Annotated in this window: 29 protein-coding genes and 1 pseudogene; 13 read left to right on the forward strand and 17 right to left on the reverse strand. The window is 73.5% G+C overall.

Translation table 11 applies throughout. The annotated features are described in order from the left end of the window. Positions 1-174 precede the first annotated feature (174 nt). The 4 genes from ACFY7E_RS18765 to ACFY7E_RS18780 form a co-directional block, all read right to left on the reverse strand. Complete coding sequence (locus tag ACFY7E_RS18765) at positions 175-516, reverse strand: DUF3140 domain-containing protein (RefSeq protein WP_383448022.1); 342 nt, start codon at positions 514-516, stop codon at positions 175-177. Then, positions 516-743: a DUF2945 domain-containing protein gene (locus ACFY7E_RS18770; RefSeq protein WP_389486190.1), complete on the reverse strand. Its 228-nt coding sequence runs from the start codon at positions 741-743 to the stop codon at positions 516-518. Before ACFY7E_RS18770 ends, ACFY7E_RS18765 begins: the two co-directional genes overlap by 1 nt. Positions 744-959: 216 nt before the next feature. Further along, positions 960-1,412 (reverse strand): SRPBCC family protein, encoded by a 453-nt coding sequence (locus ACFY7E_RS18775; protein ID WP_383448095.1) that lies wholly within the window; start codon positions 1,410-1,412, stop codon positions 960-962. 137 nt (positions 1,413-1,549) lie between these two features. Continuing rightward, positions 1,550-2,149, reverse strand: a complete 600-nt coding sequence (locus tag ACFY7E_RS18780) for a lytic transglycosylase domain-containing protein (protein ID WP_389486192.1) — start codon at positions 2,147-2,149, stop codon at positions 1,550-1,552. 220 nt (positions 2,150-2,369) lie between these two features. On the opposite strand from ACFY7E_RS18780, the gene ACFY7E_RS18785 reads away from it, so the two are divergent. Then, entirely contained in the window at positions 2,370-2,963 is a 594-nt protein-coding gene (locus ACFY7E_RS18785) for a TspO/MBR family protein (RefSeq protein ID WP_389486194.1), read from the forward strand. Here ACFY7E_RS18785 and ACFY7E_RS18790 read toward each other — a convergent pair. Further along, the gene (locus ACFY7E_RS18790) at positions 2,923-3,786 is read right to left on the reverse strand and encodes a class I SAM-dependent methyltransferase (RefSeq protein ID WP_389486196.1); all 864 of its coding nucleotides are present in this window, start codon (positions 3,784-3,786) and stop codon (positions 2,923-2,925) included. The two genes, ACFY7E_RS18785 and ACFY7E_RS18790, sit on opposite strands and share 41 nt — an antisense overlap. A gap of 226 nt (positions 3,787-4,012) precedes the next feature. Here ACFY7E_RS18790 and ACFY7E_RS18795 point away from each other — a divergent pair, with 226 nt between their 5' ends. Further along, on the forward strand, positions 4,013-4,237 hold the full coding sequence (locus ACFY7E_RS18795; RefSeq protein ID WP_389486198.1) for an EF-hand domain-containing protein: 225 nt from the start codon (positions 4,013-4,015) through the stop codon (positions 4,235-4,237). Positions 4,238-4,303: 66 nt separating this feature from the next. On the opposite strand, the gene ACFY7E_RS18800 is transcribed toward ACFY7E_RS18795, so the two are convergent. Both ACFY7E_RS18800 and ACFY7E_RS18805 read right to left on the reverse strand, forming a co-directional pair. After that, positions 4,304-4,612: a hypothetical protein gene (locus tag ACFY7E_RS18800; RefSeq protein ID WP_389486200.1), complete on the reverse strand. Its 309-nt coding sequence runs from the start codon at positions 4,610-4,612 to the stop codon at positions 4,304-4,306. Between the two features lie 118 nt (positions 4,613-4,730). After that, positions 4,731-5,021, reverse strand: a complete 291-nt coding sequence (locus ACFY7E_RS18805) for a hypothetical protein (RefSeq protein WP_389486202.1) — start codon at positions 5,019-5,021, stop codon at positions 4,731-4,733. 201 nt (positions 5,022-5,222) lie between these two features. Here ACFY7E_RS18805 and ACFY7E_RS18810 point away from each other — a divergent pair, with 201 nt between their 5' ends. From ACFY7E_RS18810 to ACFY7E_RS18820, 3 genes are all read left to right on the forward strand, one after another. After that, positions 5,223-5,543 carry a hypothetical protein gene (locus ACFY7E_RS18810; protein WP_389486204.1) on the forward strand — a complete coding sequence of 107 codons (321 nt, stop codon included), beginning with the start codon at positions 5,223-5,225 and terminating at the stop codon, positions 5,541-5,543. 170 nt (positions 5,544-5,713) lie between these two features. Next, positions 5,714-6,754, forward strand: coding sequence for a vWA domain-containing protein (locus ACFY7E_RS18815; RefSeq protein WP_389486206.1), 1,041 nt, complete (start codon positions 5,714-5,716; stop codon positions 6,752-6,754). A gap of 185 nt (positions 6,755-6,939) precedes the next feature. Beyond that, the gene (locus tag ACFY7E_RS18820; RefSeq protein ID WP_383442044.1) at positions 6,940-8,127 is read left to right on the forward strand and encodes a phosphatidylserine/phosphatidylglycerophosphate/cardiolipin synthase family protein; all 1,188 of its coding nucleotides are present in this window, start codon (positions 6,940-6,942) and stop codon (positions 8,125-8,127) included. A gap of 65 nt (positions 8,128-8,192) precedes the next feature. Here ACFY7E_RS18820 and ACFY7E_RS18825 read toward each other — a convergent pair whose 3' ends face one another. Then, positions 8,193-8,750 (reverse strand): ATP-binding protein, encoded by a 558-nt coding sequence (locus ACFY7E_RS18825; RefSeq protein ID WP_389486208.1) that lies wholly within the window; start codon positions 8,748-8,750, stop codon positions 8,193-8,195. 194 nt (positions 8,751-8,944) lie between these two features. Further along, positions 8,945-9,358, reverse strand: a complete 414-nt coding sequence (locus ACFY7E_RS18830; protein ID WP_389486210.1) for an STAS domain-containing protein — start codon at positions 9,356-9,358, stop codon at positions 8,945-8,947. A gap of 102 nt (positions 9,359-9,460) precedes the next feature. On the opposite strand from ACFY7E_RS18830, the pseudogene ACFY7E_RS18835 reads away from it, so the two are divergent. Next, positions 9,461-9,778 (forward strand): annotated as a pseudogene (locus ACFY7E_RS18835) (helix-turn-helix transcriptional regulator); the annotation flags it as partial. 85 nt (positions 9,779-9,863) lie between these two features. On the opposite strand, the gene ppk2 reads toward ACFY7E_RS18835, so the two are convergent. Both ppk2 and ACFY7E_RS18845 read right to left on the reverse strand, forming a co-directional pair. Beyond that, positions 9,864-10,859, reverse strand: coding sequence for a polyphosphate kinase 2 (ppk2, locus tag ACFY7E_RS18840; RefSeq protein ID WP_389486212.1), 996 nt, complete (start codon positions 10,857-10,859; stop codon positions 9,864-9,866). A 122-nt stretch (positions 10,860-10,981) separates the two neighbouring features. Next, complete coding sequence (locus ACFY7E_RS18845) at positions 10,982-11,836, reverse strand: DMT family transporter (protein WP_389486214.1); 855 nt, start codon at positions 11,834-11,836, stop codon at positions 10,982-10,984. A 166-nt stretch (positions 11,837-12,002) separates the two neighbouring features. On the opposite strand from ACFY7E_RS18845, the gene ACFY7E_RS18850 reads away from it, so the two are divergent. From ACFY7E_RS18850 to ACFY7E_RS18870, 5 genes are all read left to right on the forward strand, one after another. Beyond that, complete coding sequence (locus tag ACFY7E_RS18850) at positions 12,003-13,262, forward strand: AI-2E family transporter (protein ID WP_389486215.1); 1,260 nt, start codon at positions 12,003-12,005, stop codon at positions 13,260-13,262. 213 nt (positions 13,263-13,475) lie between these two features. Then, positions 13,476-14,168 (forward strand): D-Ala-D-Ala carboxypeptidase family metallohydrolase, encoded by a 693-nt coding sequence (locus ACFY7E_RS18855; RefSeq protein ID WP_383442063.1) that lies wholly within the window; start codon positions 13,476-13,478, stop codon positions 14,166-14,168. Positions 14,169-14,285: 117 nt separating this feature from the next. Then, entirely contained in the window at positions 14,286-16,028 is a 1,743-nt protein-coding gene (locus ACFY7E_RS18860; RefSeq protein ID WP_389486217.1) for a diacylglycerol kinase family protein, read from the forward strand. Continuing rightward, entirely contained in the window at positions 15,994-16,971 is a 978-nt protein-coding gene (locus tag ACFY7E_RS18865; protein WP_389486219.1) for a YihY/virulence factor BrkB family protein, read from the forward strand. Before ACFY7E_RS18860 ends, ACFY7E_RS18865 begins: the two co-directional genes overlap by 35 nt. A gap of 50 nt (positions 16,972-17,021) precedes the next feature. After that, positions 17,022-17,828 (forward strand): phosphatase PAP2 family protein, encoded by an 807-nt coding sequence (locus ACFY7E_RS18870; protein ID WP_389486221.1) that lies wholly within the window; start codon positions 17,022-17,024, stop codon positions 17,826-17,828. A 68-nt stretch (positions 17,829-17,896) separates the two neighbouring features. Here the strand turns inward: ACFY7E_RS18870 and ACFY7E_RS18875 are convergent, their stop codons facing one another. Beyond that, entirely contained in the window at positions 17,897-18,133 is a 237-nt protein-coding gene (locus ACFY7E_RS18875) for a hypothetical protein (RefSeq protein ID WP_389486223.1), read from the reverse strand. Positions 18,134-18,228: 95 nt separating this feature from the next. Continuing rightward, positions 18,229-18,630, reverse strand: coding sequence for a hypothetical protein (locus tag ACFY7E_RS18880; protein WP_389486225.1), 402 nt, complete (start codon positions 18,628-18,630; stop codon positions 18,229-18,231). 98 nt (positions 18,631-18,728) lie between these two features. Between ACFY7E_RS18880 and ACFY7E_RS18885 the strand changes: the two genes are divergently transcribed. Continuing rightward, a complete protein-coding gene (locus ACFY7E_RS18885; RefSeq protein ID WP_389486227.1) occupies positions 18,729-19,712 on the forward strand; it encodes a GlxA family transcriptional regulator in 984 nt (327 codons plus the stop codon). A gap of 329 nt (positions 19,713-20,041) precedes the next feature. Here ACFY7E_RS18885 and ACFY7E_RS18890 read toward each other — a convergent pair whose 3' ends face one another. The 3 genes from ACFY7E_RS18890 to ACFY7E_RS18900 all read right to left on the reverse strand — a co-directional run bounded on the left by ACFY7E_RS18890 (position 20,042) and on the right by ACFY7E_RS18900 (position 22,663). Then, positions 20,042-20,551 carry a hypothetical protein gene (locus ACFY7E_RS18890; RefSeq protein ID WP_383442084.1) on the reverse strand — a complete coding sequence of 170 codons (510 nt, stop codon included), beginning with the start codon at positions 20,549-20,551 and terminating at the stop codon, positions 20,042-20,044. 19 nt (positions 20,552-20,570) lie between these two features. Beyond that, entirely contained in the window at positions 20,571-21,431 is an 861-nt protein-coding gene (locus ACFY7E_RS18895) for an alpha/beta fold hydrolase (protein WP_389486230.1), read from the reverse strand. A gap of 134 nt (positions 21,432-21,565) precedes the next feature. Continuing rightward, positions 21,566-22,663 (reverse strand): DUF1152 domain-containing protein, encoded by a 1,098-nt coding sequence (locus tag ACFY7E_RS18900; RefSeq protein ID WP_389486232.1) that lies wholly within the window; start codon positions 22,661-22,663, stop codon positions 21,566-21,568. A gap of 264 nt (positions 22,664-22,927) precedes the next feature. On the opposite strand from ACFY7E_RS18900, the gene ACFY7E_RS18905 reads away from it, so the two are divergent. Next, positions 22,928-24,322 (forward strand): STM4012 family radical SAM protein, encoded by a 1,395-nt coding sequence (locus ACFY7E_RS18905; protein WP_389486526.1) that lies wholly within the window; start codon positions 22,928-22,930, stop codon positions 24,320-24,322. Between the two features lie 15 nt (positions 24,323-24,337). Here ACFY7E_RS18905 and ACFY7E_RS18910 read toward each other — a convergent pair whose 3' ends face one another. Continuing rightward, a complete protein-coding gene (locus ACFY7E_RS18910; RefSeq protein ID WP_389486234.1) occupies positions 24,338-25,234 on the reverse strand; it encodes a DMT family transporter in 897 nt (298 codons plus the stop codon). Between the last annotated feature and the right edge of the window lie 47 nt (positions 25,235-25,281).

Consider the following 25,281-nt stretch of genomic DNA (forward strand, 5'->3'; position numbering starts at 1 on the left):
CGCGTCACCGTGCTGGACGGGGCTGAGCACGGTGGGCGGGAGTCGACGGACCGCTCGCGCGCCTGCTCCACGGAGCAGGACGCGAACGGCCGCGCCGACGGGGCCGGGGGCCCCGGGCGCACTCTTCCGCGCATCCGCCGTACGGGCGGGCCCACGGGTCATTTCCCGGGTGGGTCATTTCTCGGGGTCGTGGCCCCAGTTCATGAGGGAGTGGCGCCACTTGGTGTCCGTGACGTCGCCCTTCGGGCGCTGCTCGACGTGGCGGTGGACGTAGCCGGTCACCTTGCGCATGTGCGCCAGGTCGTCGTCGTCGAGGTCGGCCTTCCGGGTGCGGAGGAGTTCGACGATGCGTCTGCCGGACGCGTGGCCGACGCTCTCGCCCCCGTCGCTCTGCCCGGCGTTCTTCGACTCCTCCGTGTCCAGCCACTTCTCCATCTGCGCGGCGGTCATGTTGACGGCCTCGTCGAACGCGGAGACGATCTCGTCCCGGTCGGGGTCCTGCCGTTCGCGGGCCATCAGGAGTTCCCGTCCTTCTTGCGCAGGGCGCCGGGCTTGTGCACGGCGGAGCGACCGGTCTTGTCGCTCTCCACCTCGTACTGCGGCTCCTCCTTCGAGGCGTCGACGGTCCGGCCCGCCGCCCGGGTCCGGTCGGTGATCTTCTTCTTGACCTTTCCCCCGACGGTCCGGCCGTGGCTCTTCCACGAGACGTCGTCGCCCGCGCCCAGGTCGTCCTTCTTCGCCATCGTTCTCTCCTCACGGCCCCCGGTTCGTCGTGTCCCCGAGGACCAGGGTCCTCCCCCGCGCCCCCGTTCGCACGGGGGGACGGGCATCCGGGCGGGCGCGTGCCGGTCAGCGGCCGGGAGCACGGCGGAGCCCGGCCGTCGGGGGACGGCCGGGCTCCGATACCGGCGGGCGGGTGTCCCGGGTCGTGGGGCGGGCGCCGCGGGGGCCGGGCGCCGTCAGACCTCGCCGCGCCAGCCGCCGGTCTCGGCCCCGCCGCGGGACTCGATGAACTTCTTGAACCGCTTGAGGTCGCCGGCGGCCTGCCGCTTGACGACGCCGAGCTTGTCGCCGACGGTCTCGGCCAGCCCCTCGGGGTGGTGGTCGAGCTGCAGCATGACCTTGGTGGTGCGGTCGTCGATGCGGTGGAACGTCACCACTCCCGCCTGCCTGACCTCGCCGCCCACGGTGGTCCAGGCGACGCGCTCGTCGGGGATCTGCTCGGTGATCTCCGCGTCGAACTCCCGCTGGACCCCGTCGATCCGGGTCACCCAGTGCGTGAGGGTGTCGGTGCGCTGCTCGATCCGCTCGACGCCCTCCATGAACTCGGGGAACTCCTCGAACTGGGTCCACTGGTTGTACACGGTGGTGACCGGGACGTCGACCTCGACGGACTCTTCGACCTGCGACATGCTGTCCTCCTCTTCCGCCGGGGCCCGGTGGGCCGCCGCGCGGCGGTGGGTCCGATGAACGGCTTCCGGTCCCGTATGCCACCCATGGGGCGGTTCATGCGGCCGGAGCGGTGAACGTCCGCCCGCGGTTTCCGGGATCAGCCGGCGGCGCTGTCGTACGGCTCGCGGTGGTCCGCCAGGATGTCGGCCGCCCTGCTCCGGTGGTCGCGGAAGCGGCGCAGGTACGAGCGTGCCATGGGGCCGGGCGGAACGCCCCGGGCGAAGAGGCGCATGTTGCGCGCGCCCGTGTTGTAGCCGAGGGCGAGCAGTTCGTCGCGGGTGTAGCGGCGCGCGTGGCGCTCCGGGAGGCTCCGGTCGAGGTCCTTCAGATGCAGGGCGGCCGTGTGGACGGCGAAGGCGGGGTCGTCGCGGAGGTCCTGCCACCGCTCCGCCAGACCGTGCGACCGGCGGACCTGTTCGAAGGCCGCGCGGTGCATGTTGGCGAGACCGAAGGAGGCCCCGGGTTTCCACCACTGCCAGAGCCGTTCGAGGAGGGGGTGGTGCGGCTTGTACGCCTCGTTGTGAAGCACGGTCATCACCAGCACCGGGGAGACACCGACCTCCTCCGCGCTGCGCAGGACGCACGGCGCGTAGTCGGCCGGATCGTAGCCGCCGGGCCTCAGGGGCGGTGTCGGGACGTCACCGCGATCCACCAGTCGCAGCCGTCGCTCCGGCCCCGACGCGGTCCGCCCTGTCATACGCACTCTCCCTCTTCCCCCTTCCGTTCTCGGCTGCGCCCAGGGGGGCGGACGCACACCGTCACGGGGTTCGCGTGCCCTCGGGATCCGGGGCCATTCCCGTCCTTCCGGCCCTTGGGACCGGCCGGGGGAACGCGCGCGGAGAGGAGGACGGAAACCGAGCGGGAACGCGTACGAAGAGGGGGCGTCGGGAACGGGGAACGCGGGCACACGCGCCGGTGTGAGGATCAACGGTGAGAAGACGACGCCCGCCGACGGCGGATGGACCTCCTACGCGGCCGCGGCCGTGGCGGTGGCCGCGACCGCCGTGGTCGGGGCGCGCGCGGTGGACGCGGACAGCCCCTGGTACGGGTCGCTCGACAAGCCGCCGTGGCAGCCGCCGTCCTGGGCGTTCGGGGCCGTCTGGACCCCTTTGTACGTGTCGCTCGCCTGGGCCGGCGGGCGGGGGCTGGCCCGGGCGCGCGGCTCGCGGCGGACCGCGCTGGCCGCGTCCCTGGGGACGGACCTGGTGCTGAACGCGGCCTGGAACCACCTGTTCTTCCGGAGCCGCCGCCCGTGGGCGGGTGTGGCCGGCACCGTGTTGCTGGACGTCGGCAACGTCCGGCTCCTCCGGAGGACGTACCCCGTGGACCGCACCGCCGGTCGCGCGCTCCTCCCCTATACGGCCTGGTGCCTCTTCGCCACCGCTCTGAACCTGTCCCTGGCGCGGCGCAACCCCGCCCGACGGGGCGGGCGCCGGGGCCCGGGAGCATCGGACGACGGCCCGGGGCGCGTCAGCGCGGCGTCTCCAGGGGTCTCCTTCCCCAAGCGGTGAGCATGCCGGCCGACAGTGCGGCGCACTCGCCGGACTCCAGGTGGCGGATCGCCGTGTCGACGGCCTCGTCGTCGACCAGGCCGGTGGCGGTCATCGCCGCCCTGCTCCGTTCCCAGGTGTCGGCCCAGAAACGGCTGAGAGGGCTGCCGGGCAGCAGCGGCGGCACGTGGATCTCGGCCGCGACGACCTCGAGCCCCGCCCCGCGCAAAAGGTGCGGGTAGGAGGGCACCCGGGAGACGTCGGTGCCGATGGCGGTCCGCAGTCCCTGCCACATCGCCCGCATGGCGGCGGTGTACGGCGTGAGGGGCGCGCGGTCGCTCGTCAGGTCCACCGCGTCGCCGAGCACCAGCACTCCCCCGGGTTCGAGCAGCCCGGCCAGCTTTCCGATCAGGCGCTCGTGCTCGGGCAGGTGCATCAGGACGAATCGCGCGTGGACGAGCCGGAACCGGCCGGGGGCGAAGTCCGGGGCGGTCACGTCGGCCTCCAGGAGTTCGAGTCCCGCCACGGGCCGCCCGGCGAGGAAGCGTACGTCGCGGTCGACGGCGAGCACGCTCGCCACCCCCGCCTCGTCCAGGAGCCTCCGGGCGATCGTGCCCGTACCGGCGCCCACGTCGAGACAGCGCCATCCCGGGCCCGCTCCCAGGGCCCGCAGCCGGTGCATGCTGATGTCGTCGTAGGCGAGTGCGCCGTGGTCGACGCGCACGCCCTCGCCGGTCCGGTCGGGACGGAAGACGACCTCGCCGTACCGGCCGCCACCCGGGTCGCCCTCCGTGCCGGGGTCGGTGCCGCGCGGGTCGGGTTCCGGACGGTCGGGCCGGTCCATGAGGGGTCCTCCTCGGGCGTCGGGAAGACGTCGGCCCGCCCCGGGACGCCGTCCCGCCCATCCTCCACGGACGCCCGCCCACCCGGCCGAGGCGCGCCGCGTCCGGACCGGACACCGCGCGAGGAACCCGGCGGCGTGAGCGGGGCGACACCGTTTGTGGCCCCGGAGGAGGGGCAACCGGACATCACCCGCGGCGGAGGGCCCGGGAAGGACGAGGGGGTTTCACATGATCGAGGCGGACGCACCGAACGGGACCAGGTCGGTGTTCGGGGAGTTCGACACGGACGACGACTGGCTGCTGAACGTCCACGAGTTCGGCGGCGCCGTGGAACGGCTGACCGGACGGACGCTCGACGACGACGCCCTGCGGCACCTCTTCCGCAGGGCGGACGTCGACGGCGACGGTCTGGTCTCCCTGCCCGAGTTCGAGGGATGCCTGAAGGAGCTGTGACCCGCCGGGGGAAGGCGGGCCGGTGAGGATCCAGGGTCTGCCCGGCCCTGATCCGCCGGACAGGCCCTAGAGGTCGCTGTCGATGCCGGTGACGGTCGGCGGACCGAGCGGGGCGTCGCCCTCGGCGACTCCCGCCTTCCCCAGCGCCTCCGAGACGATCCGGACGGCGTCCAGCTCGGCCTCGTACCGGTCCGGGGCCTCGACTTCGAGACGGACCGAGAAGGTGCCCCCCTCGTTCAGCGTGAGGAGGTTCAGGCCCTCGCTCTCGCTCACGTCGGTGTGCTGGGGGGCCAGCTCCCTCTCCAGGGCGGAACGTTCGGAGTCGGTGATGCCCGAGGTGAACGTCCCGGGGACGGTGATGACGAACGTGGTCATGACTGCTCCTCAACGGGACCCGGCCCGACCGTCGGACCGGGTCCGCTCGATTCTCCTGACGAAGCCGTACCGGAAGGTTCCCGCGACGCACCGGGAGGCGGTTCCGCGCGGACCGGCCTCAGGCGTTCGCGTGACGGGGGGTGGACGCCCGTCGCGGTGCGGCGCGGTGCGCCGGACGGTGTCCGGCGGTCCGCAGACCGCGCAGCCACAGGGCGACGGTGCCCAGCAGGGCGACGAAGACGGCCAGAAGACCCACGGAGACCCACATCTGCCGGGACCCCGGATGCGTCCACGCCGTCCAGGTCGCCGCGACGGCCCACAGCAGGGCGGCCGTCGCGTAGAAGGTGCGGATCCGGCGCAACTGACGCGTGGCCCGCAAGGGGGTGAGGTGATCGGTCTTCGCTGCCATGCCGCCCCGTATACCCCGTGCCGTGCGATTCACCGGGGGTCCGCGCGACGCTTTTCGGGCCCGGGGAGGAAGCGGGGACGCCGCTCCTGTCGCAGGATGGCGGGGAGGGCGGCCCCGGGTCCGGGCGGGCCGCCGCGGGGCCCGTCGGAGGATTCGTTCCGGGCGCGCCCCGGGAGGCGGAATCGAAGGAAGACGGTGCCCATGACGTCGAGGTCTCACGTGGAGCACACGCCCGACGGGCGTTACATCGTCGTCGGTGGCCGCCGGTGGCGCGCCACCGACCCGGACATCCCTCCGGAGGAGGCCGCGCGGCTGCGCTCCCTCCTCATGGCGGCCCGGCGTGCCGTGGGAGCGGCGCGCCGGGAGGACGACACCCGGGCCGAACGCGCCGCACGGGCGCGCGTGCACACGGCGAAAGTGGCCCTCGGGGAGCGCGGGGAGCCGTGGTGGGAGCAGAGTCCGGCGGAGCGGAGGGCCCGTTGGAGCCGGGGACTGGAGGCCCTGGAGGCCCTGGAGGAGTGACGGGGGCCGTGCCGTCCGTGTCCGGGCCGCACAGGGGGGCGGAACGGAGCCGGGGCCGATGTGTCCGGAGCGCGCGGGGCCGGCGGAGCCGAGGCCGATTGTCAGTGGTGGGTGGGACGGTAGGAGCATCCAGTCGGAAATCGGAGACTCGGAAACGAGGGGGAGCCGTCATGTCCGGAAACCAGAACTACATCAATCACGTCGCGCTCGTGCTGGACGCCAGTTCGTCGATGTCGCACCTGAGCGGCAAGGTCGTGGAGGTCGCCGACCAGCAGATCGCGTACCTCGCCCGCCGGTCGGAGGAGTTGGACCAGGAGACCCGGGTCACGGTGTACGTCTTCGCCGACGGGGTGGAGTGCGTCATCTACGACAAGGACGTGCTCCGGATGCCGTCGCTGAAGGAGCTGTACCGGGTCGGCGGGATGACGTCCCTGCTGGCGGCCACCCTGAAGTCGCAGCGGGAACTGGCGCTGACGGCCCAGTTGTACGGCGACCACAGCTTCCTGACGTTCGTGCTGACGGACGGCCAGGAGAACGCGAGCCACCGCTGCCCGGACGCTCCGTCCGGGAAGCCGCGTGAACTGGTGAAGGCGGTGGCCGACATGATCGGGGCGCAGCAGGACAACTGGACGCTGGCCGTCCTCGTGCCGGACCAGGTGGGGAGGCGCGAGGCCGTGCAGTGCGGCTTCCCGGGGGAGAACGTCGCGGTCTGGGACGCCACGAGCACGCGGGGGCTGGAGGAGGCCGGTCAGGTCATCCAGGAGGCCACCGAGAAGTTCATGGTGGGCCGCACCAAGGGCATCCGGGGGTCGCGGGCGGTGTTCTCCACGGGCGCGGAGGCCGTCAACAAGGACACCGTCGAGGCGGCCGGCCTCACGCCGGTGGACCCGTCGGAGTACCGGCTGGTCCCGGTGGACCGGGACGTGGCGATCCGGGACCGGGTCGTCGAGTCCGGGCACGCGTACCGCACCGGCTGCGCGTTCTACCAGCTGAGCAAGTCGGAGAAGGTCCAGGCCCGGAAGCGGATCGCGGTGGTGGAGAAGAAGACGGACCGGGTGTACACGGGCCCCGAGGCCCGGGCCCTGCTCGGCCTGCCCGACGTGGAGGTGCGCGTCAAGCCGGACCACAACGACGACTTCACGATCTTCGTCCAGAGCACCAGCGTGAACCGGAAGCTCGTGCCGAGCACACGGCTCCTGGTCATGGTCTGACACCGTCCGCGCGGACCGGCGGTGAGATCTTGCTCGCACCGCCGTATGCGGACCCGACGGCAGGGCATGCGGAGGTCGTGGAAACGAAAGCCGGTTCGGCGGGGAAGGCCGGGGACCACCGCTCCCGGACCGACCGGGGCCGGGCGTACGGCACAGGCTTTCCGAACGGCTCGAAGGGGAATGCAATGGTTACCGTGGAAGAGCGTCACAGACCTGCCGAGGCCCGCATCCGGCATCTGCGTCGACGACTGGAACGCCTGATCGGCGTCGCCGCCACCGAAGGGAACGAACTGGTCGCGCTGCGCAACGGCGATCAGATCTTTCCGGCCATGCTCGACACCATCAGGGCGGCCGAGCACACCATCGACATGATGACCTTCGTCTACTGGCGCGGGCAGATCGCCCGGGACTTCGCCGAGGCCCTCGCGGAACGGGCCGCCGCCGGTGTGCGGGTGCGCCTGCTCCTCGACGGCTTCGGCGCCATGCGGATCGAGCAGGACCTCCTCGACCGGATGGACGAGGCCGGCGTGAGGGTGGCCTGGTTCCGCAAGCCGCTGTGGTTGTCACCGCTCAAGCAGAACCACCGCTGCCACCGCAAGGCGCTGATCGTCGACGAGCACACGGCGTTCACGGGCGGCGTGGGCATCGCCGAGGAGTGGTGCGGCGACGCCCGGAATCCCGGCGAGTGGCGCGACACCCACGTCAAGGTCCGGGGTCCGGCGGTGGACGGCATAGCCGCGGCCTTCTCGCAGAACTGGGCCGAGTGCCACGACGAGCTGTACGACGACCGGGACCGGTTCACCGGACACGAGCAGTCCGGGGACTGCGTCGTGCAGGTGATCCGCGGCTCCGCGAGCATCGGCTGGCAGGACATGCAGACGCTGATCCGGGTCGTGCTCACGAGCGCCGAGGAGCGCTTCCGGCTGGCCACCGCCTACTTCGCCCCGGACACGTACTTCGTGGACCTGCTGTGCGCGACCGCGCGTCGCGGGGTCCAGGTGGAGATCCTGCTGCCCGGGCCCTACACCGATCAGCGGGCCTGCCGGCTGGCGGGTCAGTACCACTACGAACGCCTGCTGGAGGCGGGGGTCACCATCCACCAGTTCCAGCCGACGATGATGCACGCCAAGGTCATGACGGTCGACGGGGTGGCGTCGCTGATCGGCTCGACCAACTTCAACCGGCGTTCGATGAGCCACGACGAGGAAGTGATGCTGGCCGTCCTCGACGAGGAGTTCACCGCCGGCCTGGACCGGGACTTCGAGGACGACCTGCTGCGCAGCTCCCCCGTCGACCCCGCCCGCTGGCGGCGGCGCGCCGCCCTTCAGCGGATGCGGGAGGCGGCCGTTCTGCCCATCCGCCGGTTCCTCTAGCGTGCGGTCGGCTCCCCGGGCCCGCCCGGGGAGCCGACCGGCTCATCCCGGCGCGAGGGCCCGGGTCAGTACTTCGCGCCGTCCAGAGCCGCGGACCGGCCGTGGGTCCCGTCGCGTTCCGTCGCGGACGAGTCCGCCGGAACGGTCCGGTCGGGCCGGTCGGCGCCGGGAGCCGGGGTCAGGGAGAAGTGGGCGGTGATTCGTTTCCCCCCGGCGTGCGGGGTGACCACGACCCCGTCGCTGACCGTGTGGACCAGGCGCAGTCCGTGTCCGCCGATCCGGCTCGGGTCGACTCCCCTCACCGTCGGTCCGGCGGTGGAGGTGTCCCAGACGGTGATCGTCAGTTCGTCGCCGGACAGCCGCAGAATCAGGCCGCACGGGCCGGGGGCGTGCAGGACGGCGTTGGTGACGAGTTCGCTGACGGCGAGTTCCGCGTCCATCGCCAGGGAGGGCGGCGGTGCCGCGCGCCCGGTCCGCGAGGCGTCGGCCAAGAGGGCTCGCACGGCGTGCCGCGCTTCCGCGGCCTGGGCCGCACCGTCGTGCCAGGTGGTCTCGTGGCGCAGCGGGGCATGTGCGTCCGTGCCCCGTTCGCCTGCCGCCTGCTTCCCGACCGGGATGGCCATGTGGGGATCTTTCGTCCTGTCCGTCGCTCTTCGGCGCTTGCGTACGCCCGCTCCTACCCCGGCGCCGGTCGTGCACACCGCGGACCGCCCGGCCGCCGCCAACAGAGTACGCGCTCCGGTTCCGGCCGGAGCGGGCGCCGTCCCGGAAGCACGCCGCCGCCCGGTGTCGGGCGAGGCCGGACACCGGACGGGCCCTAGCAGGCGGCGGCGTCCTCCACCGTCTCGCGCACCTTCAGGACGCTGTCGACCCCGGTGAGCTCCAGGATCCGCCGGACCGGCGTCCTCGGTCCGGCCAGGCGCAGGTCGGTCGTCCGGTGGGTGAGGATCAGCAGGTTCAGGAAGGCCGAGTCCGCGAAGGTGACGCCGGAGACGTCCAGGACCACGCTCCGGTGCTCCTCGGCCGCGGCGCGCAGGACCGCCGCCAGGGGCGCGATCGTCTGCATGTCGTAGTCGCCGTGCGCGACGACGACCCGGGCGCCGTGCGCCTCGTACTGCGTCACCGCCGACCGGTCCGGGACGCACGGCGCGTCGAGCGGTCCGGCCGCCGCTCCCCCGCTCCCGTCGGCACCGATCGCGTGCTCCGCCGTGGCGGTCTCGCCCAAGGACATTTCCGGACCCTCCCCGCGACCTTCACGGAATCACGTCATCTGTGACACGAAAGGTATGTCACGTATGAGGTATCCGGCAATGACGGTCATACGATGCCGTGCATGGTGGGAGTGCCCGAATCACACAGCGGCTGGACGTTCGTCACCAACCACGCGCGCGTACTGGCGACGATCGCCGACGACCCGAGCGTCCGGATCCGCGACATCGCCGCCCACTGCCGGCTCACGGAGCGGGCGGTGCAGCGGATCATCTCCGACCTCGAACAGGACGGTTACCTCTCCCACACGCGTGACGGGCGCGGCAACACATATCGCATCGCGCCCGACCGGGTGCTTCGCCATCCGGCGGAAGCGGGCCTTCCCGTGGCCTCGCTGCTCTCCCTGCTCGTCCAGGACGAGAGCGACCGCGTCCGGAGGCCGGAGGAGCCGCCGCGGACGGAGGACGGCGACGCCACGGCGCAGGTCCGGCTCCTCCCCGGTACGCGGGGGAGGAGCCGGACCGGCGTCAGGGGGCCGGGGGGTGTTCCCCCGGGCCCTGCCGGGCGGGGGCCAGGGGCGTGGGAGAGAGGTCGGTGGTCTCCTCCCCCGGTTCGAGCAGGGTGTCCGCCGCTCCGACGATGAGGGGGTCGGGGGTGCCGACCGCCGCCACGTCCTTGTTCTCGTAGTCGATGCGGGACAGGAGGCTGCGCATGGCTTCGAGGCGGCCCCGGCGCTTGTCGTTGTTCTTGACCACGGTCCAGGGGGCGTGGTCGGTGTCCGTCGCCCTGAACATGGCGACCTTCGCGGTGGTGTAGTCGTCCCAGCGGTCCAGGGAGGAGAGGTCGGTGGGCGAGAGCTTCCACTGCCGCACCGGGTCGACCTGGCGGATGGCGAAACGGGTGCGCTGTTCGGAGCGGGAGACGGAGAACCAGAGCTTCACGAGGTGGATGCCGTCCTCGACCAGCATGCGTTCGAACAGCGGGCACTGGTGGAGGAAGAGCCGGTACTCGTCCTCGGTGCAGAAGCCCATCACCCGCTCGACGCCGGCCCGGTTGTACCAGGAGCGGTCGAAGAAGACGATCTCGCCCGGGCCCGGGAGGTGGGCCACGTAGCGCTGGAAGTACCACTGTCCGGCCTCGCGCTCGGTCGGCTTGTCGAGGGCCACGATCCGGGCGCCGCGCGGGTTGAGCCGTTCGGTGAACCGCTGGATGGTGCCGCCCTTCCCCGCGGCGTCCCGCCCCTCGCACAGCACCATGATCCGGGCGCCGGTCTCCTTGGCCCAGCGCTGCAGCTTGAGCAGTTCGATCTGCAGGATCCGCTTCTCCCGCTCGTACGCGGCGCGGCGCACCTTGCGGGTGTACGGGTAGTTCTCCCGCCAGGTGCGGATGGGTTCGCCCCCGGCACCGAGCAGGAGCGGCTGCTCGGGCCTGCTGGTGTCCACGCTGAGCCCTTCGAGCAGGTTCGGTGCGGGATCCCGGTCCTCCTCGGCCCGCTCGCCACCGGTACCGTTCACGCCGGTCATCGGATACCCCGTTCCCTTCGCACGTCCTTTCGGAACCTGCCTGTACCCGCTGGCGCCGGTCTCACCGGTTCCTCCGCCGCCGGTCCCGTCCGGGTCGGTCTCTCCGGCCGCCGCGGGCGGGGTCAGGACGCGGCGGCCCCGCCGCGGGCCAGGGCGAACACCCCGAGGACGATCAGCGCGACGCCGGCCAGCTGGGGCAGCAGCCACCAGCCCGTACGGATGTGCTCCTCGTACAGCAGGACGCCCAGGGCCAGGCTCACCGTGGCGTCGCCGAGGGTCAGGGCGGGCTGCGAGGCCACGAGCGGGCCGCCCTGCATGGCGTGCTCGAGCAGCAGGAGGGCCATGATCCCCGCCGCGCAGAAGGCATAGGTCTGCCAGGCCGTCAGGAAGGCGCCGATCCCGCCGTCGTCGAGGACGTGCATGGACGTCTTCATGAGGGCGGCGGTGAGCGCGTAGCAGATCGCCGTGGCGGCGCCGAGGCAGCCCGCCCTGGCCCGGCCGGGCGGTCTGCGCAGTCCGGCGGCGGTGAGCGCCACCACGGCGACCGCGCAGGCCACCAGGACCGGAAGCCAGCGGTCCAGGGCCACGTGCGTGCGGTTGCCGGAGGGCGAGGCGGCGACGAGGGCCGCCCCGAGACCGGCCACGACCGCCGCCACGGCCGCCCAGAGGCGGGCGGGCAGCCGTTCGCGCGCCATGAGGGAGGCGATGAGGAGGGCGAGGGGCAGTTCGAGGACGAACAGGGGCTGTACGAGGGCCAGCGGCCCGGTCGCGAGGGCCGCCGCCTGTCCGACGCCGGCGGCGACGACGGCGAGGATGCCCGCCAGCCAGAGCGGGCGGCGCAGCAGGTCGAGGACCAGCCCGGGCCGGAAGGAGTCGGACTGCGGGACGGTGAGCGCGGCACGCCGCTGGAGCACCGTGGCCAGCGCGTTGCTGAACGCGGCGAAGAGGGAGAACAGGACCGGCAGGACGACGCCCATGCACCGATCCTGACCGGACGGCGCCCGCGCGGGGGCGGCGACACCGGCCGGACGCCCGTACGGGGGAACCGGCCGGGGACCCGGTCGGGTCAATGCCGGTCCTGGTCGGGCGAATGCGGGGCCCGCCGGTGTGGCCCGGCGCCGCCGCGGTGGTAGGTCGTCGGTCATGCAGCCAGGCTCCCCACCGCAGGTGGCCCCGTTCCTCCGCACGGCCGCCGCGTACGCGTGGCGGCTGCTCGTCGTCGGCACCCTCGTCTACGCCCTGTTCGCCCTGCTCGGGCGGTTCCACGAGATCGGGGTGGCGGTGTTCCTCGGTCTGGTCGTCACCGCGCTGCTGCGGCCGGTCGTGGACCTCGTCGCCCGGGGACTGCCCCGGTCGGCGGCGGTCGCCCTCACCCTCCTCGGCGGCATCGCGCTGGTCCTGGGGGTGCTCGCGCTGATCGGCGAGGCGGTGGCGGAGCAGCGCACGACGCTGGTGCGGGAGTTCCGGGACGGCGTCGGGCGGATCGAGCACTGGCTGGAGCGGCCGCCGTTCCGGCTGGACCCCGGGGCGCTGTCGGACGTGCAGGAGAGGATCGGCCGGTTCCTCTCCGACCACCGTTCGACGCTGGTCAGCGACGCGGTGAGCGGGGCGCACCATGTGGTGGCGGTGCTGACCACGCTGGCGCTCGCGCTGTTCTCCTCGGTGTTCTTCCTCCACTCGGGCGACCGCCAGTGGGCGTGGTTCCGGGAACAGCTGCCGGCGTTCCTGCGGGGGCGGACGGAGACCGGCGGGCGGGCGGCGTGGCGCACGTTCACCGGGTACACGCACGGGATCGTGCTCGTGGCCGCGGTGAACGCGGTGCTCGTGGGGATCGCGCTGTGGCTGCTCGGGGTGCCGCTCGCGCTCCCGCTGGCGCTCCTGGAGTTCGCGGCCGCGTTCGTCCCGCTGATCGGTTCTCCGGTCGCCCTCGCGGTCGCCGCGGTCGTCGCCCTGGCGGCGAAGGGCCCGTTCGTCGCGGCGGTCGTGATCGCCCTGATCGTGGTGATCGGCCAGATCGAGGGGCATCTGCTGCACCCGCTGGTGATGAGCTGGGCCGTACGGCTGCATCCGCTGGTGGTGGCGGTCTCGGTCGTCGCGGGCTCGATCGCGGCCGGCATCGTGGGCGCGGTGGTGGCGGTGCCGCTGGTGTCGGTGGTGTGGTCGGTGGTCACGGCGCTGCGGGAGGCGCGTGCGGCGGAACGGCCCGCGGGCGGGGGCGATCCGGATCCGGGTCCGGGAGCGGACCCGGCTCCGGCTCCGGCTCCGGCTCCGGGAGCGGGGCCGGCTCCGGAAGCAGGAGCGGGAGCGAATCCAGGGGCGGGGCCGGGCCCGGAAGCAGGACCGGATACAGGGGCAGGAGCGGGGCCGAATCCGGGGGCGGGGCCGGACCCGGGGACGGTGTGAGGCGGGGGTGTCGTCCCGCCGCCGTCATTGGGCCGACGAATGGCGGCGGCCGTGCCGGGTTGACGCGCGTCGACCGGCCCGCCAGTCTCTGAGTGCTCACCCCGTGGATCACCTCCACGGGTCACATCCGATTCGTGAGGCATTGGAGGCCCGGTGGCCGGACGGACCGTACGTTCCCTCCCTCTGCGCTTTCTTCTCTCTATTGTCATGCTCATGTCCGCATCGCTGGCCGGGGTGGTGGCCACCGCGGGCACCGCGCAGGCCGACGGCTGCTACACCTGGTCGCGCACCCTCTCCCAGGGGGCGACCGGCGCCGACGTCACGGCGCTCCAGATCCGCGTGGCCGGCTACCCCGGCTACGGCGCGGTGCTCGGCATCGACGGCTCCTACGGACCGGCGACCGCCGCCGCCGTCAAGCGCTTCCAGGCCGCCTACGGACTGGCCGCCGACGGCGTCGCGGGCCCCGCGACGTTCAGCAGGATCTACGCGCTCCAGGACGACGACTGCACCCCGCTCCACTTCTCCTACGCGGAGCTGAACAACTGCAACAGCACCTGGGCCGGGGGCGCGGTGAGCGCGGCCACCGCCAAGTCCAACGCGCTGCGCACCATGTGGAAGCTGGAGGCCCTGCGGCACGCCCTCGGCGACCAGTCCATTCGCGTCACCAGCGGTTTCCGCAGCCAGGCCTGCAACAGCGCGGTCGGCGGGGCCTCCTCCAGCCGCCACCTGTACGGTGACGCGGCCGACCTCGGCGCCGGACCCCACTCGCTGTGCCGGCTCGCCCAGCAGGCCCGCAACCACGGCTTCAACGGCATCCTCGGGCCCGGTTACCCGGGGCACGGCGACCACGCCCACGTCGATCACCGGCCCAGCCGCTTCTGGTCCGCCTCCGGCTGCGGCATCTGACGCGCGTCCGGCCCGCGCTCCCCCGGGGTGCGCGGGCCGCGACGAACGCGAACATCCTTGCGAGAACGGCGCGGGCGGCCCACGCATGACCCGCCTCCGGCGGGTAACACGGCGGCAATGACGAACGCACACGACGCGGGAGCCAGACCGGGCCGCGCGCTCCTGCTGCTGCCCGTGCAGACGGCTCTGGTCGCCGCCCTGGGACTGCTGGTCACCGGGCCCCTGACGGACCATTGGCCGCTGTCCGCGGAGGACGACGTCAATCGTTTCCTGGCCGCCCACCGCGCCCCTTCCGCCACCGCGCTCACCGACTGGCTGTCCCTGGCGGCCGACACGCAGAGCGTGATCGGTCTGACGCTGCTCTGCGTGCTGGCCCTCCTCCTCGTCCCCCGGGCGCCCCGGTGGTGGGAGGCGGGGTTCCTCGCCGTGTCCGTGGCCGCGCAGTCCGCGATCTTCCTGCTCGTCACCATCGTCGTGAACCGCGACCGTCCCGACGTGCCCCGCCTGGACGGGGCGCCGCCGACGTCCAGCTTCCCCTCCGGCCACGTCGGGGCCTCCGTCGCGCTCTACGGAGGCCTGGCCGTGCTCGCCGTCCGGCACCTGCGCGGCTTCTGGCGGAACCTCGTGGTGGGACTGCTCCTGCTGGTCCCCCTGGCCGTGGCCTTCTCCCGGCTGTACCGGGGCATGCACCACCCCACCGACGTGGCGGTGGGACTCCTGAACGGCGTCTGCACCCTGCTGGTCGTCGGGTCCGCGCTGCTGCCGAACGCCCGGAAGGAAGAGGCGGACCCGGAACCGGCCGTCCCCGGCACGCGGCGGGCCGTCGTGGTGCGCCACCCGCACGCGTGCGGCGACGAGGACACCGCCCGGGTGCGGTCCGTCCTGCGCCACCACGGGTACGCGGAGCAGCGGTGGACCGACACGACGCCCGAGGACCCCTCCGGCGGCCTGGCCGCGCGCCTGACCGGGGCGGAAGCGGATCCGTTCGACCTGGTCGTCGTCTGCGGCGGGGACGGCACCGTACGCGCCTGCGCCGACGTGGTGACCGGGACCGGGATCCCCCTCGCGATCGTCCCCTGCGGCACCGGGAACCTCCTCGCCCGCAACCTGGGCCTGCCGGCCGAACCGGTGGCCGCGCTGCGGGAGGCCCTGTCCGGGCGGGCCGCCGGGCTCGACGTGGGCCGGATACGGGGCGACGGGCTCGAACCGACCCGGTTCGCGGTCATGGCGGGCGCCGGGTTCGACGCCGCCATGGTCCGGGACGCCTCGCCCCGGCTCAAGGAGCACCTGGGCTGGGCCGCGTACGTCCTCTCGGCCGCACGGCACCTGCGGGACCCCCGGATGCGGCTCTCGATCCGGCTCGACGGGGGCGCCCCGCTGGAGCGGCGGGCCCGCATGGTCGTCATCGGCAACGTCGGCTCCCTCCAGGGCGGGCTGCCGCTGCTGCCGGAGGCCCGGCCCGACAGCGGCCGGCTCGAGGTCGTCCTGCTCGACCCGCGCGGGGTGACCGGCTGGCTCGCCGCCGCCGGGTACCTCGTCTCCCGCGGACCGGGCGGACGGGCCCCGCGCCCCTCCGGCGCCCGGGAGCGGACCGCCGCGCACGGCGCTCTGGAGTACTTCGGCGCGGCCCGCGTCGACCTCCGCTTCGCCCGTCCCCAGCCGCGCGAGGTCGACGGCGACGTCCTGCCGGCGGGCACCCGCCTGACGGCGGAGATCGAGCCGGGGGCGCTGCGCGTCTGCCTGCCCGCGCCGGCCCGGACCGGCACGCCGGTCGTGGGCGGACAGGACGGGCAGGACGAGAAGGACGGGACGGAGGTGGAGGAGCATGGGAACCGCGACGCGCGTACCGCAGCTCAGTGAGGTCAGGGCCGTGGAGGCCGAACTGCGCCTCCAGGGCGAGACCCTGTCCGGGGAGGACGCCTGGGCGACGCTCCGCCGCTACGGGGGCTGGGCGCTCGTACGGGACTCCTTCGTACGGTTCCGCTACGCCGACGGGTTCAGCCACTCCCGGGCCCTCGCCCTGCAGACCGTCCTGGCGATCCTCCCCTTCGCCATCGCGGTCATAGGGCTCTCCGGGGCGCTGCACACCGAGGACGTCGGACGGATCGCCGAGCTGCTGATACGCAGGATCAGCGGCCCCAGCCAGGACGTCGTGGACGACGCCCTGCGGGCGAGCCGGCGGCACGCCGGGAACGGCGGCGCGCTGGCCCTCTGGTTCGGCCTGCTGTTCTCGATCTCCAACGTCACCACCGGCATGTGCCAGGTGGAGCGCGGCGCGAACCGCATCTACGGCGTCGAGCGCGACCGCCCGTTCCTCCAGAAGTACGTCCGCGGACTCGTGATGTCGGTGCTGGCCGGCCTGCCCCTCGGGCTGAGCTTCTGCGTCACCGTCCTGGGGTCCGACCTGAGCCGTGCCCTGATCGAGGTCTACCACCTCGAACCGGGCACCCGACTGGCATGGGACCTGCTGCGCTGGCCCATCGGGATCCTGCTGGCCGTGGTGGCCACCAGCTTCGTCTTCCGGCGCTCGCCCCGGCGCCCCCAGCCGGGACACACCTGGCTGGCCTTCGGCGCCACCGTCCACCTGCTGCTGTGGCTGGGCGCGACGTGGGCCCTGAGCTTCTACGTCGGCTCGGGCGGCTCCTTCACCACCGTGTACGGCCCGCTGAGCGCGTTCGTGGCGCTGCTGCTGTGGTCGTACCTCACCTCGCTCTCGCTCTTCCTGGGCCTGTCCTTCGCGGCCCAGCTGGAGGCCGTACGGGCGGGGGTGGACACCCCGATCAGCGAGGACCCGGGGGTCTGAACCACTCCCCCGCCTCCGCCCGCGCACCACGGAAAGGAACCGTACCGACCATGACAGAGCGTTCCACCCGGCCCTGGCGTCACCGCCTCGGACGGCTCGTGACCGGACACGGCGGGCCCGACGCGCGGTTCGGCGCACGGCTGCTCGCGGGCACGGCCCTCACCGCGCTGGCGGCCGTGCCGTTCTCCCTCGCGCTGGTCCTCGTGGAGTCGCACTGGAGCCCACTGCACCGGCTCGACCAGGGGGTGGCCGAGCGGTTGCACCGTTCCGCGCTCGAACACCCCGCCTGGGTGCGGGTGCTCGACTTCCTCACGCACGTCGTGTGGGGACCGGCGACCATGCGGATCCTGGTGGCCGCGGTGGTGGTGTGGCTCCTGTGGCGGCGGGCCTTCCGGCTGGCCGCCTGGGCGGCCGTCACGGCGATCGCCGGCGGTCTGCTGGGCCTGCTGGTGAAGAACGTGGTCGAGCGGGCCCGGCCGCACCTGCCGGATCCGGTCTCCCACGCGCCCGGCTTCTCCTTCCCCTCCGGTCACGCCATGACGGCCATGACCTCCTGCGCCGTCCTGCTGCTCGTCCTGCTCCCGCTGGTCCCGCGCGCGTGGCGGCCGCTGCCGTGGGCCCTGGCCGCCGTGTCGGTGCTCGGCGTGGGCTACACGCGGATCGCGCTCGGCGTGCACTGGGTGAGCGACGTGGTCGGGGGCTGGCTGCTCGGGATCGCGGTGGTCACCGCGACCACGCTCGCTTTCGAGGCGTGGCGCGGCGACATCGGCCGTCCCCGCACCACTCCCGCCGAGGGCCTGGAGCCCGAGATCACGACGGAGGACCCGGAGCCGGCGGTCGGGTCCGAGTCCCGGTGAGACGAGACGCCCCCGCGCCGACCGGGAACCGGTGGCGCGGGGGCGTCGTGAACACCGTGGACGGCGGGCTACGCGTCGTTCCCCGGTTCGTCCGCCCGCCCGGTCCCCCGGTCCCCGCCCGCACGTCGCCGGGCGTCCTCCTGCGCGCTCCGGCTGGGCGTGAGGGCATCGGCGGCCGCGCCGTCCTCGTCGGGGCGCGGGTCGTCCCGTACGTCCGTCTCGGCCTCCTCGAACTCCTTCAGGACCTCCTCGGCGGCGGTCCTCGGGTGGTCGGCGTTCCCCTCGGTGGCGCGGTGCTGCGACATGCGTGCCTCTTCCTCGCGTTTCGTTGCCGTACGACCTCTTTTGTACGCGTTCCGGTACCCGGTGTCGTGCGCTTCAAGCCCCGTCGGCCGGTCGTTCAGGCCAGCAGGAGGATCGCGAACGCGCCCGCGGTGTCGACGACGCCGCACCACTCCGACCAGGCTCGGGGCACGACGCGGCCCGAGCGGTGGTGGACGAGGTCCCACAGGCCGTGGGCCAGCCAGCCGGCGGCCAGGACGTACAGGGCGGCCCGGCCGTCCAGGGAGAGGACGAGGACGGCCGCCGCGCAGAAGACGGCGAGACCGGCGAGCTGGACGGCGAGCGTCCGCCGGTCGCGGAGCTCGCCCCGGGCCGCCCCGAAGCCCAGGTAGCAGAGGGGCATGACCACGAGCAGCGCGGCGAGGAAGCCGGTCGGCGGGACGCCGTCGACGAAGGTGACGAGGGTCAGGGCGAGGGCGAGCAGGGTCGGCCATCGGTGGGCGAGGAAGCGGATCGTCATGGCCCCACTGTCCGGCGCGGAGGGCGGGAGGCGGCGGTTCCCGGTCCCGTATGTCCGTCCCCTTGGGACGCGTGTCCGTGCGGGATAGGGTCGTTCGCATGGAGGGACGCGCCGAGCGCCTGGTGGCCGTCGTCGGTTTCGAGGCGGCCGAGCTGCTCGACATCGCCTGCGTGACGACGGGGCTCGCCATGGCGAACGGGCTCGGGGACACCGGCGTGCCGTACCGGGTGCGGGTGGTCGGACCCGGCGGGGGCGCCATCCGCTGCGGCACCGGGCTCACACTGGGCAGCGACGGGTCGCTGGAGCGCACGAGGGGGCCGCTGGACACGCTCGTCGTCTCGGGCGGTCTGGGCGTCGAGCGGTTCGCCGCGGACGCCCGTCTCGTCGGGCACGTCCGGCGCCTCGCCCGGGAGAGCCGCCGGGTGGCCTCCGTGTGCACGGGCGCGGGCGTCCTGGCCGCGGCGGGACTCCTCGACGGCCGGCGGGCCACCACGCACTGGCAGTTCGCTCCCCGGCTGGCCGCGCGGTATCCGGGCGTCTCGGTCGACCCGGCACCGCTGTGGATCCGCGACGGGAACGTGTACACGTCGGCGGGCATCACCAGCGCGCTCGACCTGACCCTGGCGTTCGTCGAGGAGGACCACGGCCCCGAACTGGCGCGCCGGGTCGCCCGGCACCTCGTCGTCCACATGCAGCGGCCCGGCAACCAGAACCAGATGAGCCTCTTCACGACGGCCCCCCCGCCCCGGGACGACACGGTCCGCGCCCTCGTCGCGCACATCGCCGCCCGCCCCCACGACGACCTGAGCACGCCGGTCCTGGCCGCCCGGGCGGGGGTGACGCCTCGTCACCTCACCCGGCTGTTCACGGAGCACCTGGGGCGGCCGCCCGGCCGGTACGTCCGCGCGGTCCGCGCCGAGGCGGCCGCGCAGCTCCTGGTGTCCACCGCGCTCCCCCTGGCCTCGGTGGCCGTGCGCTGCGGCTTCGGCACGCCGGAGTCCCTTCGCAAGGCGTTCGCCAGCCACTACGGCGTCTCGCCCTCGCACTACCGCGACAGCATGCGCTCGGTGGACGGACGGTAGGCCCGCGGGGTGAAGCGGTTCGGCGGGCAGTTCCGTGGGCGGTTCGACGGAACGGTTCGGTGGGGCGATTCGGTGGTCGGTTCGGCGGCCGGCCGGGCAAGAGGCGTGCATGGGCGGGTCGTTCGGGGGCAGGCGGAGGGGAGAGCGCATGGGACCGCTCTCGTCGGTGGCTCCGCGGCATCCCCCGTTCCGCGGACCCGCCGGACAGGGCGTGCGGCTCGTACCGGGCAGGGTGCGGGCCGCACGCCGTTTCCCCCTCCGACGGACAACGAACGGCGAACGGCGAACAGTGTGCGGCGCCGCCGAACCGTTCCACGCGTCGAGCCGTCTCAGCCGTCGTCCCGTTTCCGCGCCGGAGAACGTCGCCCCCGCGTCGACGCCAGTACTCCCCCCACGACGGCGATCACCGCGAGGGCCAGGGCGATGCTCACCCAGCCCTCGGTGTCCCAGTAGACGTCCTCCAGGCTGATCAGCAGCGCCGCCTCGTCGACGATCAGGGCCATGCCGACGCCGTAGGCGAGCCCCATCCAGGCACGCGCGCGTGCCGAGCGTTCCACGAGGCCCGCCGCGCCCACCACGGCGAGCAGCAGGATCCCCCACACGTAGTGGTGGATGTGCACTCCGCCGGCCTGCACGTCGCCGATGCCGGCCACGTCGATGTGGATCAGCCAGGTGAGCAGGCGCATTCCACCGAAGGTGAGGGCGAAGCCCCACCACGCCAGGACGAAGCCGCGCCGCTCGGAGGAGATGCCGGGCAGGAGCCGAAGCCAGGGCGACCGGTGGGTCGTGGGTGTGGACGGCGGACGGCCGGGCGGCCGTGGGACGTGCGAGGGCGTCATGCCTTCTTTCCTGCCTCTCCTACCTCTTCTGCTTCTGTTCCTTCTGATGCTTTTCTGCTTCTTCTGTTGTTTCTGCCGCTTCTGCCGTCTCCACTGCTGTGAATTCCTCGATCAGTCCGGCCACGGCTTCCGGCGCGCTGTAGTGCGCCGCGTGCGCGGCGCCCGGGACGTCGACCGCGCGCCCGTCCGGGACGAGCCGGGCCACGTGCCGGATCCAGGCGTGGGAGGCGATCGTGTCACCGGCGCCGCGGACCACGAGCGTCGGCACGTCGACCCGGGCCAGATGCCCCTCGAATGCCCCGGCCGCGTCCCGCAGGGCGTGGCGCAGGGACGCGGCGAAGCGAAGGGGGCCGGTGAGCAGGTAGTCCGTCGCGGCCGTCCCGAGCAGGGAAAGGGGTTCCCGGGGCGCGTCCGCGAGGAGCCGGCCGCAGTGGCGCGGGCCCGACACGCCCGGTTCGAGCGCCGGACCGAGCAGTACGAGCCCTCGGACCAGCCGTGGATGGCGGACGGCGAGGGCCGCGGCCACCTGGCAGCCGACCGAGTTGGCCACCAGCAGGCTCGGCCCCGGGGAGAGCCGCCGGTGCCAGCGCGCCAGGGCGTCGGCGGCCTGCTCCACGTCGGGCATCCGGCGCGCGGCGGCCCGCGACCGCGCGTTGCCCGGCAGGTCCGGTACGAGCACGGTGGCCCCGTTCGCGGCGAGGCGCCGGGCCAGCGGGGCGAAGTACCGGCCCGACAGGCCGAGTCCGTGCACCAGGACCACGGGCGTCCCGCCCGCCCGCGCCGGGGGGCCGAAGGAGCGGGTGAAGAGACCGGCGCGGGCCCCCGGGTCCCTCCGCCCGGGTCCGTCGCGCCGGGGGGTGTCGGGCGTCTGCTCGGTCACGTCGGATCCCTTTCGGCTGTACGGCACGTGGGCGCGGCTGCCCCGAAGGAGTTCCGGGAAACGGCGCACGTGAAGCACGCGGCAGGACGGCGAGCAGCGGCGGCGCGGGCCCGAGGGGACCGGAAGTACGTCTCTCAGGCGTCCACCAGGCGCCAGAGAGGGGGTACGCGGCGCGGTGGCGCTTCCGCCCGCAGGGTCCGGTGGAGGCGGTCGGCCTCCAGTGGGGTGAGAGCGAGTTCCTCGGTGATCCTGCGGGTGGTGACGTAGTCGAGGCCTTCGGCGCGCCGGGACCGCTCCCACGCGGTGAACCGGGCGAGGAGGGTCCCGGGTTCCGCCGGCCGGCGCGGGGGCGGCACGGCGGGCGCCGCATCGGCCCGCCGTCGTTCGCGCGCGATCTCGGAGAAGCCGCAGACCTCGTACGACACCTTCTCGGCGGCCTCCAGGCCGGAGCAGCGGTCGAGCGCTCCCGCCAGCGGGTTGAGCCGGAGCGCCTCCGCGCAGGTGAGCCGGTGCACCTGGTGCGCGGAGTCGTCGAGGACCAGGGGGCGGGGGGCGTCGCGGGTGCCGCAGACGCCGCGCACGCCCCGGGCCGCCGCGACGAGCACGGCGCCGGCCTCGGACGGGTGCCAGTCGAAGACGGCGAGGACGTCCTCGGTGTCCTCGGCGGCGAGGGTGAGGGCCGGTTCGCCCAGCCGGGGCATCAGGAGGGGAAGGGGCACTTCGTTGTCCAGGCCGGGTCCGGCGACGTACACGGTCGTGGGGATGCCCGTCGCGGCGCAGGCCGCCAGGGCCAGCGCGTCGCCGAGGGGGCTGCGCAGGGTCGGTTCGTCCCCCCGGGCCACGATGTCCCCGCCCACGTCCACGAGGTCGATCCGGTCGGCTCCGCACCAGCGGGCCGCCGCGTCGATCTGGCGGGCGAGGCCGAGCGTGCCGCCGTAGGGGTCGAGCAGTCCCAGCGCGGGGCGCAGCTGTGCGGCCAGCCGGGGCAGCAGCGAGCCGGCCGGTGCCTTCGGCGCGGTCCTCGGGGTGATGAGGGTCAGGTCCGGCGCGGGCGTGAGGGCACCGGTGAAGTCCGCGGCGCCGCGCGGGCCGGGAACGGGGTCGACGACCAGCCTCTCCCAGGCGTAGGTGAGCACCAGGGCCGGGGTGTCGGCCCCGTACAGCGCCGCGTGCACCATGGCCGCCGTGATGGCGTCACCGCCACCGCCCGCGGCGATGAGAAGTCGCTTCATGGCGGACACCCAACTGCACGGGCCGCCTCCCCCGCCACCCGGAGTGAACGATTCCGCGACCTTGACCGGCGTACAAACAAAGGCATTTGGAAGAAAAGCACCTTCTTCGCGAAAAGTGCATACGAAACTCCATGCGATGAAAGCGATTTTTTGGCGTTCGCACTACAGATGTCGACACGCTCGTCGCCCTAGGGTCCCGATCTGTCACCCAAAGTGACGTCGTCGTCCGAGAGTGAGTCACATCGCGTCATGGGCAAGCCAGTCATGCTTCCGTCGCCGTCGGCCCGTTCCACCTCCTCCGCCGTCTCCGCCGTTTCCGAGGAGGAGAGTCCCTACCAGCAGTACGTGTACGCCTATCCGCACCAGAAGGCCTACCGCCTTCTCGACGACGGTCCGCTCCTGAGCGACCTGTGGGCGGGCGAACGCCTCGACGCCCTGTCCTTCTACACGCACATACCGTTCTGCGAGATGCGGTGCGGCTTCTGCAACCTCTTCACCCGCACCGGCGCCCCCGAGGAGGTGACCAGCGCCTTCCTCGACACCCTGGAGCGGCAGGCCCGGGTCACCAGGGAGGCCCTGGACGCCCAGGGCAAGCCCCTGAACTTCACCCTCGCGGCCTTCGGCGGCGGCACGCCGACCTATCTGACGGCCGACGAGCTCGTCCGGCTCTGCGACATCTCCGAGCGCGTCATGGGCGTCGACCTGCGGGCGGTGTCCTGGTCGGTGGAGACCTCGCCGGCCACCGCGACCGCCGACCGCCTCGCCGTGCTCGCGGAGCGGGGCGCCACCCGGCTGAGCATCGGCGTGCAGAGCTTCATCGACGAGGAGGCGCGCGCGGCCGTCCGCCCGCAGAAGCGGGAGGAGGCCGAGACCGCCCTGGCCCGCCTCAGGGACGCGCGGTTCCCCGTGCTCAACATCGACCTCATCTACGGCATCGACGGCCAGACCGAGCGCACCTTCAAGGTCTCGCTCGACGCCGCCCTCGCCTGGGAGCCCGAGGAGATCTACCTCTACCCCCTGTACGTGCGTCCGCTGACCGGGCTGAGCACCCGTCACGCGGCCACCCCCGCCGAGTGGGACGACCAGCGGCTGCGCCTGTACCGCTTCGGCCGCGACCACCTCCTCTCGGCCGGCTACGAGCAGACCTCGATGCGGGTCTTCCGCCGGATCGGCACCGCCGCCGTCGAGGACACCGACGGCAGCAGCATCAGCGAGTACAACCAGCAGGCCGGCATGGTGGGGCTCGGCGTGGGCGCCCGCTCCTTCACGACCGACCTGCACTACACGACCGACTACGCCGTCGCGGTCCCCGAGGTGCGCCGCATCATCGACGACTACATCGCGACCCCGAGCGACCGGTTCCGGCGGGCGCAGTGGGCGTTCCGCATGGACGAGGACGAGCGGCGGCGGATGTACGTCCTCCAGCACCTGCTCGAATCGTCGGGGCTGGACACCGCCCACTACGAGCGCCGGTTCGGCAGCCGCTTCGAGGACGACTTCGCCCCGCAGCTCGACACCCTCCTGGGGCACAACTGGCTGCGGGACGGCGGCGGCGTCCTCCTGCTGACGCCGGAGGGGATGGCCCGGGCCGACGGGATCGGGCCGAAGTTCTTCTCCGCGACCGTGCGGGAGAACATGAGCGCCTACCGGGACCGGTGACACCGCCCGCGGTGGTCAGCGCCCGACCGGCTCCGGCGGGTGGTCCTCCGGAGTCCGGCGGCGCTCCGGCACGGAGACCGTGACCAGGCCGCCGAGGAGCAGTGCGGCGCCGGCGGTGGCGAGGGGCCCCGGCCGCTCGCCGAGCAGCGCCACGCCGAGCACCGTGGCGACCAGCGGTTCCGTCAGGCTCAGCGTCCCCACCGTGGCGGCGCTGAGCCCGCCGACCCCCCGGGTGAAGAGCAGATAGCCGAGCGCGGTCGTGCCGAGCCCCAGCCAGCCCACCAGGGCGACGCCGTGCGCCGTGGCCAGGCCCTCGGGGGCGATCAGGAGGTACGGGGAGACGAGCAGCCCGGCACACAGGACGCTGACCGGGGCCGCCGCGTCCAGGTCCGCCCCGCGCGCGCCCAGCTGCTTGGTGGCGGCGATGTAGACGCCGAAGCTCGCTCCGGCCGCCACCCCGTACGCGACGCCGAGCACGTCCGCCCGGCCGCCGCCGCTCGGGAGCAGCAGCAGTCCGATGCCCACGACGGCGCAGACCGTGCCCACCGCCCAGCGCGGTGAGGGCCGTTCGCCGGAGAGCAGGAGTCCGCACGCCCCGCCGACCACGGGCACGGTCCCGAAGGCGACCGCCGTCGCCAGCGCCGCCCCGGAGCGCTCGACCGCCTGGAGGAAGCAGACCTGGAAGGAGGCCGTGACGAGCACGCTCACCACCAGCCACCGGCGCGTCCCGGGCAGGCGCAGGGTGCGCAGTCCGGCCGGCCGGGCCATGAGGGCCGTGAGCACGAGGCCGCCCAGGAGCATCCGGGCGGCGCCGAGCGACACCGGGTGCGCCCCGGTGTCGGCCCAGATCTGCGCCGGTCCCACGGTGCCCCACAGGACCGCCGCCACCAGTACGGACGCCACAGCCTTCACGCCGACTCCCCTCCCACCACGCATGGACGGCGCGAACGTATCCGGAC

The sequence above is a fragment of the Streptomyces sp. NPDC012825 genome, from assembly GCF_042900925.1.
Classification (GTDB): domain Bacteria; phylum Actinomycetota; class Actinomycetes; order Streptomycetales; family Streptomycetaceae; genus Streptomyces.